At 72.6% G+C, this 12072-nt stretch carries 10 protein-coding genes; 5 read left to right on the top strand and 5 right to left on the bottom strand.

Features of this window, described 5'->3' with window-relative positions:
• From ACH4TL_RS43295 to ptsP, 3 genes are all read left to right on the top strand, one after another.
• Nucleotides 1-200, top strand: a 200-nt coding sequence (locus ACH4TL_RS43295) for a hypothetical protein (RefSeq protein WP_398330415.1), incomplete at its 5' end; no start/stop codon positions are given.
• A 242-nt stretch (nucleotides 201-442) separates the two neighbouring features.
• Nucleotides 443-892, top strand: a complete 450-nt coding sequence (locus tag ACH4TL_RS43300; RefSeq protein ID WP_398330418.1) for a PTS glucose transporter subunit IIA — start codon at nucleotides 443-445, stop codon at nucleotides 890-892.
• Nucleotides 893-987: 95 nt separating this feature from the next.
• Entirely contained in the window at nucleotides 988-2658 is a 1671-nt protein-coding gene (gene ptsP / locus ACH4TL_RS43305; RefSeq protein ID WP_398330421.1) for a phosphoenolpyruvate--protein phosphotransferase, read from the top strand.
• Nucleotides 2659-2732: 74 nt separating this feature from the next.
• Here ptsP and ACH4TL_RS43310 read toward each other — a convergent pair whose 3' ends face one another.
• Together ACH4TL_RS43310 and ACH4TL_RS43315 are read right to left on the bottom strand one after the other, a co-directional pair.
• Nucleotides 2733-3689: a hypothetical protein gene (locus ACH4TL_RS43310; RefSeq protein WP_398330424.1), complete on the bottom strand. Its 957-nt coding sequence runs from the start codon at nucleotides 3687-3689 to the stop codon at nucleotides 2733-2735.
• Between the two features lie 65 nt (nucleotides 3690-3754).
• The gene (locus ACH4TL_RS43315; RefSeq protein ID WP_398330427.1) at nucleotides 3755-5773 is read right to left on the bottom strand and encodes an acetoacetate--CoA ligase; all 2019 of its coding nucleotides are present in this window, start codon (nucleotides 5771-5773) and stop codon (nucleotides 3755-3757) included.
• A 216-nt stretch (nucleotides 5774-5989) separates the two neighbouring features.
• Here ACH4TL_RS43315 and ACH4TL_RS43320 point away from each other — a divergent pair, with 216 nt between their 5' ends.
• Nucleotides 5990-8389, top strand: a complete 2400-nt coding sequence (locus tag ACH4TL_RS43320; RefSeq protein ID WP_398330430.1) for a glycoside hydrolase family 31 protein — start codon at nucleotides 5990-5992, stop codon at nucleotides 8387-8389.
• A gap of 10 nt (nucleotides 8390-8399) precedes the next feature.
• Entirely contained in the window at nucleotides 8400-9203 is an 804-nt protein-coding gene (locus ACH4TL_RS43325; RefSeq protein WP_398330433.1) for a M15 family metallopeptidase, read from the top strand.
• A 6-nt stretch (nucleotides 9204-9209) separates the two neighbouring features.
• Here ACH4TL_RS43325 and ACH4TL_RS43330 read toward each other — a convergent pair whose 3' ends face one another.
• The 3 genes from ACH4TL_RS43330 to ACH4TL_RS43340 are packed head-to-tail and all read right to left on the bottom strand — an operon-like array spanning nucleotide 9210 to nucleotide 12061.
• Nucleotides 9210-10022 (bottom strand): ABC transporter permease, encoded by an 813-nt coding sequence (locus tag ACH4TL_RS43330; RefSeq protein WP_398330436.1) that lies wholly within the window; start codon nucleotides 10020-10022, stop codon nucleotides 9210-9212.
• 11 nt (nucleotides 10023-10033) lie between these two features.
• Nucleotides 10034-10876, bottom strand: a complete 843-nt coding sequence (locus ACH4TL_RS43335; RefSeq protein WP_398330440.1) for an ABC transporter permease — start codon at nucleotides 10874-10876, stop codon at nucleotides 10034-10036.
• Between the two features lie 6 nt (nucleotides 10877-10882).
• Entirely contained in the window at nucleotides 10883-12061 is a 1179-nt protein-coding gene (locus ACH4TL_RS43340; RefSeq protein WP_398330443.1) for an ABC transporter substrate-binding protein, read from the bottom strand.
• Nucleotides 12062-12072 lie beyond the last annotated feature (11 nt).

Genomic DNA, 12072 nt, shown 5'->3' on the forward strand with positions numbered 1-12072 from the left:
GGGTATCAACATATCTGGCGTTGACTTTTGGCACGCTGTTGAGTTCTCAAGGAACGATCGCTTCCTTTGAAACCGTATCACCGGTTTCTCCGGGCCTTTCCGTTCGGTGTTCCGCCACGCTATCAGACCTTTTTCCGCTTTCCGAATCCGTGTCTTTCGCGCAGGCGAAAGCGGATCCGAGATTTGGATCAAGTGACTGAAGGTGCCGCCCTCAACCTGGACGAGGCCGCAGCTGACTGCGATGCTTCATCCGGATGGGCAGGGGTACGACAGTACAGCGCCTCACGCGGCCGTGGCAAATCGATTCGGGCCCCGTGGGGGGTCTCCGGCCTGCGCCGCTTGTGCGGAATCCCAAGTTCCTATGACTTACGCTTCTGGGCAGTGCGCTGTCCGGGACAGGCGGTGACAGCGCGAGATGGATCTTCATCCCGGGAGGCTTCCCATGACCACCGTGACGTCTCCGCTCGTCGGGCGCGCGATCGGACTGACAGCGGTTCCCGATCCGGTGTTCTCGGGCGCCATGGTGGGTCCGGGTACGGCGATCGACCCGGTGCTCGAGCCCTGTGTGGCCGTGGCTCCGGTGGACGGCATCGTCGTCTCGTTGCACCCGCACGCGTTCGTGGTCGTGGACGAGGAAGGACATGGGGTGCTCACCCACCTCGGGATCGACACCGTGCAGCTGAACGGTGACGGCTTCGAGGTACTCATCAACAAGGGAGACACCGTCAAGCGCGGTGACGCGATCGTGCGCTGGGACCCCGCGGCGGCCGTGGCCGCGGGCAAGTCGCCGATCTGCCCGGTCGTGGCCCTGGAGGCCACGGCCGACTCCCTCTCCGCCGTCCGGGAGGACGGCGATGTGAAGCCGGGCGACACGCTCTTCGGCTGGACGTGACCCCGGCGCCGTCCGGAACCGGTCCGGGCGGCGTCGAAGGCGAGTACGACATCCACCACGGCGGGGTTCCGCCGTATCAACCGGGGACAGGTGACATGGAGACAACGCTGCGAGGCGTCGGCGTGAGCCACGGGGTGGCCATCGGCGAGGTGCGCCACATGGGCACGGCGGTACTGGAGCCGCCCGCGAAGCAGATTCCGGCCGACGAGGCGCCGCGTGAGCAGGGACGGGCGCGCCAGGCGGTGGAGGCCGTGTCGGCGGATCTGATCGCGCGCGGCAATCTCGCGGGCGGCGAGGCCCAGGCCGTGCTCGAGGCGCAGGCCATGATGGCGCAGGACCCGGAGCTGATCGCCGACGTCGAGCGGCGCATCGCGGTGGGCAGCACCGCCGAGCGCGCGGTGTACGACGCGTTCGCCGCCTACCGGGCGCTGCTGGCCGGGGCCGGGGAGTACCTGGCGGGCCGGGTGGCCGACCTCGATGATGTGCGGAACCGGATCGTGGCGCGGCTGCTGGGCGTGCCGATGCCGGGGGTGCCCGACAGCGACGAGCCGTATGTGCTGATCGCCCGCGATCTCGCCCCGGCCGACACGGCGCTCCTCGATCCGACCCTGGTGCTCGGCTTCGTGACCGAGGAGGGCGGGCCGACCAGCCACAGCGCGATTCTGGCGCGGGCCCTCGGGGTGCCCGCGGTGGTGGCGCTGCCCGGTGCCGGGGAGCTGATCGAGGGCACCATGATCGCGGTGGACGGCAGCACGGGCGAGATCTTCGTGTCGCCGAACGAGGAGAAGCGGGCGGAGCTGACCCGGGCCGCCGAGGAGCGGCGGGCGGCGCTGGCCGCCTCGTCCGGTCCTGGCGCGACCTCCGACGGGCACAAGGTGCCGCTGCTGGCGAATGTCGGCGGTCCGGCGGACGTGCCGGCGGCGGTCGAGGCGGGCGCCGAGGGGGTGGGGCTGTTCCGCACCGAGTTCCTCTTCCTGGACGACAGCACGAAGGCGCCGTCGGAGGAGAAGCAGGCCGACGCCTACCGGCAGGTGCTGGAGGCGTTCCCCGAGGGCCGGGTGGTGGTACGGGTCCTGGACGCGGGCGCGGACAAGCCGCTGGACTTCCTCACTCCTTCCGATGAGCCCAATCCGGCGCTGGGCGTACGCGGGCTGCGCACGCTGCTGGACCACCCCGACGTGCTGCGGACGCAATTGACGGCGCTGGCGAAGGCGGCGGAGGGGCTGCCGGTCTACCTCGAGGTCATGGCGCCGATGGTGGCGGACCGGCTGGACGCCAAGGCGTTCGCCGACGCGTGCCGGGAGGCCGGGCTCCAGGCCAAGTTCGGCGCGATGGTGGAGATTCCGTCGGCCGCGCTGCGGGCCCGCTCGATCCTCCAGGAGGTCGAGTTCCTGTCGCTGGGCACCAATGATCTGGCCCAGTACACCTTCGCCGCGGACCGGCAGGTGGGTGCGGTGTCGCGGCTCCAGGACCCGTGGCAGCCCGCGCTGCTCGACCTGGTCGCGGCGTCGGCAGAGGCCGCGCAGGCCGAGGGCAAGAGCTGCGGGGTGTGCGGCGAGGCCGCGTCGGATCCGCTGCTGGCGTGTGTGCTGACCGGTCTGGGTGTCACCAGCCTCTCCATGGGTGCGGCGTCGATTCCGTATGTCCGCGCCACGCTGGCCAAGCACACGCTCGCCCAGTGCGAGCGGGCCGCTTCGGCGGCGCGCGCGGCGGACACCGCCGAGGACGCGCGCCGGGCCGCGCAGGCGGTGCTGTCCGGCGAGTGAGCCGATGAGCTGAAGCAGGGCGATAAGGGCCCGTCCCGCCGTGGTGACCGCGGCGGGACGGGCCCTTCGCCGTGTCACTCCTCCTCGGGCCGGGCCAGCGGGAGGCCCGCCCGGTACTCGACGCCGTGCTCCGGCGGGATCGGCTCGCCGGTCCGGGCGTCGGTGCAGTACGCGGTGAACACCTCGGCCTCGCTCAGCGGGCGCGGCCAGCCGTCGCGCAGCGCCCAGCCGCGGACGGTGTCCTTCGCACCGGGCAGGGTCGTCCGCAGGACGATGCCGCCGGGGCTTTTGGTGGCGATGCCGCAGGCCAGCACGGTGCGGAAGACGAGCGCTCCGGGCTCGGCGAGCCTGGTCGGGCGCCCTTCGCGCGCGGTGGCGTGCACCACGGCGGCCAGCGGGGTGCCGTCCACCGGGACGCTGCACACCAGGTGGTGCAGGCCCGGGCCCGCCGCGTCGAGCACCGCGTGCAGCGCGGCCGTGGCGCGGTCGAACGCCGCGCGGCCGGTGGCGCCCCCGCAGGCACCACATGGGTCACAGGTGTCACAGCCGTCGCGGCCGCCCGCCCGGGCGAGCACCGCCGAGGCGTACTCCCAGGTGGCGCGCTCCTCGGCCGCGGTGATCAGGCGGGGCAGCAGCTGGTCGACGGGCTGGCCCTCGTAGACGACGGTGGCGCCCGTGGACGCCACCTCCGCCGTGTAGCGGCTGCGGCTCATGGGGGTGTCCGGGTCGATCCGGGTGTGCGCGCAGTACTCCTCGTAGGCGACCGGGTCGAAGAGGGCGACGGTGGTGTGCACGCCCTGTGACGCGAGCGCGCGCAGCAGTGCCTCCATCCGCCGCAGATACCGGGCGTGGTCGTCGAAGCCGAACGAGGCATACCGCCGCATCGCCGCGAAGTCGTCCTCGGCCGCCAACAGCGCCACCACGCTGGGCACTTCCCTGCGCAGGGCGCGGATCGCGGTGGGTGTCCCGCGGTCGTCGCCGTGGTCGTGGGTGCGGCCGGAGCCGCCGGTCCCGGTGTCGGTGTGCGCCATGACTCCCCCTCAGCGCAGACGTTCAGTGCTCACTCACCGTAACCGGTGGCACCGACAACGCTCCCTCAGTCGGCCGCGACGCCCTTCGTCCGGGCCAGGCGCTCGTAGTACCGCAGCAGGTCGATGTCGTCCACCGACCCCGGGTTGACCGCCTTGTCCAGCGCGGTGCCCTGGAGGAGGCGCTTGACCGGGACCTCGATGCGCTTGCCGGTGAGGGTGTGGGGGACGCCGGGGACCTCGATGACCTCGTCGGGGACATGGCGCGGGGACAGCTCCGCGCGGATGGTGCTCTTGATGCGGGCCAGCAGCTCCTCGTCGAGGGTGGCGCCCGGGGCGAGGTGGACGAAGAGCGGCATCCAGTAGCCGCCGTCGGGCTGTTCGACGCCGATGACGAGGGATTCGCGGATCTCGGGGAGGCGTTCGACCGCCTCGTAGATGTCGGCGGACCCCATCCGTACGCCCTGCCGGTTGAGGGTGGAGTCGGAGCGGCCGTGGATGACGACGGTGCCGCGCGAGGTGAGGGTGATCCAGTCACCGTGGCGCCAGACGCCGGGGAACATCCCGAAGTAGCTGTCGCGGTAGCGGCTGCCGTCCGGGTCGTTCCAGAAGCGGACCGGCATGGACGGCATGGGGCGGGTGACGACCAGCTCGCCGACCTCGTCGGTCACCGGCCGGCCCTGTGGGTCCCACGCCTGGAGGTCGGTGCCGAGGCCGGGGGCCTGGAGCTCGCCGATGTGGACGGGGAGGGTCGGCACGGCGCCCGCGAAGCAGCTGCACACATCGGTGCCGCCGCTGACGGAGGCGATCCACATGTCCTCGGCCACCTCGTCGTGGATCCAGCGGAAGCCGTCCGGGGGCAGCGGTGAGCCGGTGGTGGCGACGCACTTCACCCGGGACAGGTCGAAGTCGCGGCCCGGGTGCACCCCGGCCTTGCGGCAGGCCATGACGTACGCGGCGGAGGTGCCGTACAGCGTGGTGCCGGTGCGCTCGGCGATGCGCCACTGGGCGGCGGTGTCCGGGTGGGCGGGGCTTCCGTCGTACAGCACCACGGTGGCGCCGACGAGCAGCCCGGACACCAGGAAGTTCCACATCATCCAGCCGGTGGAGGTGTACCAGAAGAACCGGTCCTCGGGGCCGAGGTCGCTGTGCAGGCCCAGCTGCTTGAGGTGTTCCAGCAGGATGCCGCCCTGGGACTGGACGATCGCCTTGGGCAGCCCGGTGGTGCCGGAGGAGTAGAGCACCCACAGCGGGTGGTCGAAGGGCACCTGCTCGAAGACCGGTTCCGTCCCCTCGCGGACCAGGTCGTCCCAGTCGAGCGCGCCCTCGGGGGCGGGGGTGCCCAGCAGCGGGATGTGGACGACGGCGCGCACGGTCGGCAGCTCGCGGCGCAGCTCGGCGACGGTCTCGGTGCGGTCGTGCGTCTTGCCGCCGTAGTTGTAGCCGTCGACGGTGAACAGGACGACCGGCTCGACCTGCTGGAAGCGGTCCAGGACGCTGCGCGCGCCGAAGTCGGGGGCGCAGGAGGTCCACACCCCGCCGACGGCGGCGGTGGCGAGGAGGGCGATGGTGGCCTGCGGGATGTTGGGGAGGTAGCCGCTGACCCGGTCGCCGGGGCGGACGCCGAGGCGGCGCAGCGCGGCGGCGGCCGCGCCGACCCGGGCGCGCAGCTCGGCCCAGGTGACGGGGCGCGGCTCATGGGTCTCGTCGACGTGCAGCAGCGCGGGTTCTTCGGCGCGGGCGGGGTCCTCGCCCGCGCGCAGGGCGTGCTCGGCGTAGTTGAGGGTGGCGCCGGGGAACCAGCGGGCGCCGGGCATGGCGGGGTCGGCGAGCACGGTCTCGTACGGGGTGCCGAAGCGCACCTCGAACCATTCGGCGACCGCCTGCCAGAACGTCTCCAGCTCCTCCACCGACCAGCGGTGCAGCGCGGCGTAGCTCGCGGCCGGGTCGCCGGGGCGGGCGGCGGGCGCGCCGTGCCGCAAGGCCGCCCAGTCGTGGAAGCGGGTCAGCTGGGCGCGGGCGATCCGGTCCGCGCCGGGCTGCCACAGGGGGCCGGGCAGGTGGTCGGGGTGCGCTGCGGTGTTCATCTGTGTCGGCTCCCGGGAAGTCCGCTTCGGTCCGCATCTGCGTCCGAGCAGGACGATGCCATGTGATCGACTTGTGCACCAGGGTCGCCACCCCACATCCGCGCCGGGCGGTATGTGGGACGACACGTGCGCGGTGGGTGGCAGGTGGGATGACCATGGGTGAACGGCAGTTGAACTATGGTCGCGTCCTGCCTCGTCAATGGCACAGTGATCAGTATGAGTGCGCGTGACCTGGTGCGGTCGGTGAAGGCTGTCGGTACGGCGCAGGGGCTGCGCTCCCTGCGGTGGGCGTGGCGGCGTCGCCGTTCGGACGCGACCGGGCTGCCGCCGCGGGGCGCGGAGCTGGCCCGGGTGCCGGGTGTGGTGGAGGGTGCGGATCCGCAGCCGGGCGGTGGTGTGGTGCGGTTCGCGCGGTCGTCGCTGCGGGTGCGGGTGGCGGCGGGTGGTGCGGTGTTCTGCGGCTGGGACGGGGCCGAGCCGGAGCCGTCGTACGCGCTGGACGGGGCGTGCCCTGAGGCGGACGAGCGGGCCCAGCTGGAGCCGGACACGGACGGCGGCTGGCGGGTGGTGTCGGAGCGGGTGACGGTCGCGGTGTCGCGGATGGGCACGGTGGAGGTGCGTACCCCGGGCGGGGTGGTGCTGCGGCGGGATCTGCCGCCGCGCTGGTGGGAACCGGCCGAGGCGGTGATCGACCGGGCGGGCGGGGGCCGGGGCGCGGCGGTCACGGGCGCGCGCTGGCACCAGCGGTCGGAGGTGGCGGCGGACGCGCGGTTCTTCGGTCTCGGCGGACGGGCGGGCGGGCCGCGGCTGCGGGACGGTTCGTACCGGCTGTGGAACACCGATCCCGGCCGCGGCTTCGGGCCGGGCGACGATCCGCTGTCGCTGACGATGCCGGTGCAGCTGGTGGTGGCCGACGCGGGCACCCATCTGGTGTTCCACGACAACTCGTGGGACGGCACGGTCACCCTGCGGGAGGGCGAGGAGGGGGCGGGCTCGGGGCACGACCGGCCGGGTGGCGTGCGGATGCGCATGGAGGGCGGGCCGCTGCGCTACTGGGTGTTCGTGGGCACCCCGGCGCGGGTGCTGCACGGCTGGGCGGCGCTGACCGGCTCCCCCGCGGTCCCGCCGGGCTGGGCGCTGGGCCACCACCACGCGCGCTGGGGGTTCGGGAACGCGGACGAGGTGCGGCGGGTGGTGGCGGGGTACCGGGAGCGGGACCTTCCGCTGTCCGCGCTGCACCTGGACATCGACCACCTGGCGGGGCACCGGGTGTTCACGGTGGACGCGGCGCGGTTCCCCGATCTGCCCGGGCTCGCCGCCGAGCTGCGCGCGGACGGGGTGCGGCTGGTGTCGGTCGTGGACCCGGCGGTGAAGGCGGAGCCGGGCAACGCGGTGTACGACGGCGGGGCGGCGGCGGAGGGGTTCGTGGCCGACGCCCGCGGCCGTGAGGTGCGCGGGGTGGTGTGGGCGGGCGAGTCGGTGTATCCGGACTTCACCGATCCGCGGGTGCGCAAGTGGTGGGGCGGACTGTACGCGGAGCGGCTGGAGCAGGGGTTCTCCGGGGTGTGGCACGGCCGGTGCGAACCGGTGTCGTTCGCCGCGTTCGGCGAGGCCACGCTGCCGCGCTCGGCCCGGCACGCCCTGGAGGGCCGGGGCGGCGACCACCGGGAGGCGCACAACGTGTACGGGCTGGCCATGGCCAGGGCCGGGTACGAGGGGCTCGGCGAGCTGCGCCCCGACGAGCGGCCGTTCCTGTTCTCCCGCTCCGGCTGGGCGGGGCTCCAGCGGTACGGGGGCAGCTGGTCCGGCGAGGTGGCGACGGGCTGGCCGGGGCTGCGCGCTTCGCTGGCGCTGGTGATCGGGCTCGGGCTCTCGGGGGTGCCGTACTCCGGCCCGGACATCGGCGGCTTCACCGGCTCCCCGTCGCCTGAGCTGTATCTGCGGTGGTTCCAGCTGGGCGCGTATCTGCCGCTGTTCCGTACGCATTCGGCGATCACGGCCGGGCGGCGGGAGCCGTGGGAGTTCGGGGCCGGGGTGCTGGAGCACGCGGCGGCGGCGCTGCGCGAGCGGCAGCGGCTGCTGCCGTACTTCATGACGCTGGCCCGGCTGGCGGAGCGCACCGGCGCGCCCTATGTGCGGCCCGTGTGGTGGCGGCAGCCGAAGGACCGCGGCTTGCGCGACTGCGAGGACGCCTTTCTGCTGGGCGACGCGCTGCTGGTGGCGCCGGTGCTGGAGGAGGGCGCGGTGCGGCGGACGGTGCGGCTGCCGCGCGGCCGCTGGTACGACACGGCGACCGGGCGGGCGTACGAGGGCCCGGGGCAGGTGGTGATCGACGCGCCGCTGTCCCGGATCCCGGTGCTGGCCCGGGCGGGCGCGGTGATACCCGTGGCGTCGCCGGAGGGCGGCGTGGAGCTGGAGGTGTGGACGCCGTGCCAGGGGCGCAAGGGCGGCGGGGCGTTGGCGGTGGACGCGGGCGACGGCTGGGACGCGGTGGAGCTGGTGCGGTTCGTCTCCCGGCTGCGCGGGGACGAGGTGCGGGTCGAGCGGGAGGGCGGCGTCGCGGCGGGGTATCCGGTGCGGGTGCGGGGTGGTTCGGGGGCGGGCGCCACGGGGTAATTGGCTGTTCATGCCAAGAGTCACCGCCGCGCTGCGCGCGCTCGCCCTGCCCGTCGCCGCCCTGATGGCCCTCGCCTCGCCCGCCCCGGCGCAGGCGGAGGCCGAGCCCAAGGCGCCGAAGGAGTTCGTGGCGCTGAGCGAGGTGGATCCGACGATCCGCCAGGAGATCCGGTACTTCACGCCGCACAACTTCACCGGCCGCCCCGTCGACGGCTATCGCAGGCCGCTGTGCCTGCTGACCCGCCCGGCGGCCAGGGCGCTGCACCGGGTGCAGCGTCAACTGCTGGACCGTGGCTACACCCTGAAGGTGTACGACTGCTACCGGCCGCAGCGGGCGGTGGACACCTTCGTCGACTGGGCGAAGGACCTCGACGACCAGCGGATGAAGGGCGAGTTCTACCCGGACGTCGACAAGACCCGGCTGTTCGAGGACGGGTACATCGCCGAGAAGTCGGGGCACAGCCGGGGCAGCACGATGGATCTGACGATCGTGAAACTGCCCGCGCTGCCGACCCGTCCGTACGTACCGGGCGAGAAGCTGGTGCCCTGCTACGCGCCGAAGAAGGAGCGCTTCCCCGACAACTCGGTCGACATGGGTACCGGTTACGACTGCTTCGACACCCTCTCGCACACGCTCGATCCGCGGATCAAGGGCCCGCAGCGGGCCAACCGGCTGCTGCTCAAGGGGGCGATGGAGGCGCAGGGCTTCGTCAATCTGGCCGAGGAATGGTGGCACTACACCTTCCAGCCGGAGCCGTTCCCCGACACCTACTTCGACTTCCCCGTCTCGCGCCGCTCACTGACCCGGCACTGAGCTGCCTCAAAGCCGCCCGCCCGCGGTGTCCGAGGACAGCCGCTGCGCGATGGCCACGGGCACCACGGAGAGGGCGATGAGAGCCGCGGCGACCACGTTGACGACGGGGGCCCGGTGGGGACGGGCCAGGTTCTCGTAGATCCAGATGGGCAGGGTGCGAGTGCCGGGCCCGGCGGTGAAGGTCGTCACCACGATCTCGTCGAAGGAGAGCGCGAAGGCGAGCAGCGCGCCCGCGAAGAGCGCCGAGCGCATGGCCGGGAAGGTGACGTGGCGGAAGGTCTGCCAGGGGCGCGCCCCGAGGTCCGCCGATGCCTCGGCCATTGAGGGGGCGATGCGGCGCAGCCGGGCCGCCACGTTGTTGAAGACGACCACGACGCAGAAGGTGGCGTGCCCGACGACCACCGTGAACAGGCCGAAGCCGATGCCGAGCGGGCCCAGGACGGTGCGGAAGGCGGCGTTGAGGGCGATGCCGCTGACGATGCCGGGCAGCGCGATCGGCAGCACCAGCAGGAAGGACACGGTCCGGCGGCCGAAGAAGCGGTGCCGGTGGACGGCGTACGCGGCCGTGGTGCCCAGGACCAGTGCGATCCCGGTGGCGGCGAGCCCGGCCTTGAGCGAGGTGAGCAGCGCGTCGCGGGCGCCCTGGTTGTGCAGGGCGGCACGCCACCACTGGCCGGTGAAGCCGCTGGGCGGCCAGCTGAAGGAGCGGTCGGCGTTGAAGGAGTTGAGCAGGACGAGCAGCAGCGGCGCGTAGACGACGGCGAGTCCGGCGGCGGTGACGCAGCCGAGGACGATCCGGGCGGTGCGCGAGAGCTTCATGTCGGCACCTCTCAGAGCGCGTCGAGGGCACCGGCGCGGCGCACGGCGGCCAGGTAGCAGACGATGAGGACGACGGGCACGGCGGAGAGCGCGGCGGCCATCGGCAGGTCGAGGGTGACCTGGGAGGCGATGACGTTGCCGAGGAGCTGGGTCTTGCCGCCGACGATCTGCACGGCGATGTAGTCGCCGAGGCTGAGCGAGAACGTGAAGACGGACCCGGCGAACAGGGCGGGCCGTACGGCGGGCAGGACGACCGAGCGCAGGGTGCGCCAGGTGCCGGCGCCGAGGTCGGCGGAGGCTTCCAGGGTGCGTTCGGGGAGCCGTTCCAGGGCCGCGTACACCGGGAGGATCATGTACGGGAGCCAGAGGTAGCCGAGCACCAGGACGACGGCGGTGGTGCCGTAGCCGGGCCCGTGCAGTCCGAGCGGGGCGAGCGCGGAGTTGATCACGCCGTCCTCGCCGAGCATCACCCGCCAGGCGTACGCCTTGACCAGGTAGCTGGCCCACAGCGGGGTGAGCACGGCCACCAGCAGCGGCCGCCGCCAGCGTGGGCCCGCGACGCGCGCCATGCAGAACGCCATGGGCAGGGCGAGCAGGGCGTCGAGGACGGTGACGGCGGCCGCGATGGTGAGGGTGCGCAGCGCGATGGTGCGGTAGACGGGGGTGGTGAGCAGTTCGCGGACGTTGTCGGTGTTCCAGGTGTGGACGACGTCGGAGGTGAAGGAGTCGGTGGTCCAGAAGGCGGAGATCAGGAGGACGGCGAGCGAGCCGAGGTAGGCCAGGGTCAGCCACAGCAGGGGCGGTCCGAGGAGCGCGGCGAGGCGCAGCCGCGCCCGGCCCGATGCGGAGGACACCCGCCGCTAGCCCTTGACCTCGGTCCAGGCGCGGGTCCACTGGGCGTAGTCGGTGCAGGTGGTGTTCTTGCGGCCGTCGAGGCACTGCTTGATGGGCGTGGTCCAGAAGTGGACGCGCTGGAAGTACTTCTCGTCGGCGGCGTGGAAGACGGCGCAGTGGTTCGGGTCGGCGGTCTCGGCGCACGCCTTGCGGTTGGCGGGTGCCTCGCCGAAGTACTCGGCGACCTGGGCGTTGACCTTCGGGGAGACGATCCAGTCGAGCCACTTGTAGGCGCAGTTGGGGTGTTCGGCCTTGGAGGAGACCATCCAGGTGTCGGACCAGCCGGTGGCGCCCTCTTTGGGGAGCACGGCCTTGACGGGCGCCTTCTCGGCCTGGGTGAGGTTGGCGATGACCTGCCAGGTGGTGCCGATGACGCTGTCGCCGCCCTTGAAGGCGGTGATCTCCTTCTGGTAGTCGCTCCAGTACTCACCGACCGCCTGGTGCTGCTTCTTGAGCAGGGTGACGGCGGCGTCGAGCTGCTTCTGATCGAGCGCGTACGGGTTCTTGATGCCGAGCGACGGCTTGGCGCGCATGAGGTAGAGCGCGGCGTCGGCGATGTAGATGGGCGAGTCGTACGCGGTGACACGGCCCCGGTGCGCGGCGGCGTCGTCGAAGACGGCGCGCCAGGAGTCGGGGGCGGGCCTCACCTTGTCGGTGCGGTACATGAGGAGGTTGGCGCCGCGGCCGTGCGGGATGCCGTACATCCGGCCGTCCCTGGAGTTGAACGGCTGCTGTTTGAGGGCCGGGAAGATGTCCTTGTAGTTCGGCACCAGCTTGGTGTTGACGGGGGCGGCGTCACCGGAGGCGATGAGGCGCAGGGTGGCGTCACCGGAGGCGGAGACCGTGTCGTACTGGCCGGTCTTCATGAGGGACACCATCTCGTCGGAGGTGCCGGCGGTCTTGGTGCTGACCTTGCAGCCGGTCTTCTTCTCGAAGGGGTGGACCCAGTCGGCCTCGGGGTCGTTGGAGCCGTCCTCGGCGTAGCCCGCCCAGGCGATGATGTTGACCTTGCCCTCGCCCTTGCCGAGCTTGTCGGGGGCGTGGGCGGCCTTGCCGTCGTCGTCGGATCCGCAGCCAGCGGCGGTCAGCAGCAGCGCGCACACGGCCGCCGCGGACCTCCACGCGGATGTCGTCCGTTTCCGCATCCGGTCCTCCT

Origin of the sequence: Streptomyces sp. NPDC021115 (assembly GCF_044333065.1) — a bacterium.
Lineage (GTDB): Bacteria > Actinomycetota > Actinomycetes > Streptomycetales > Streptomycetaceae > Streptomyces.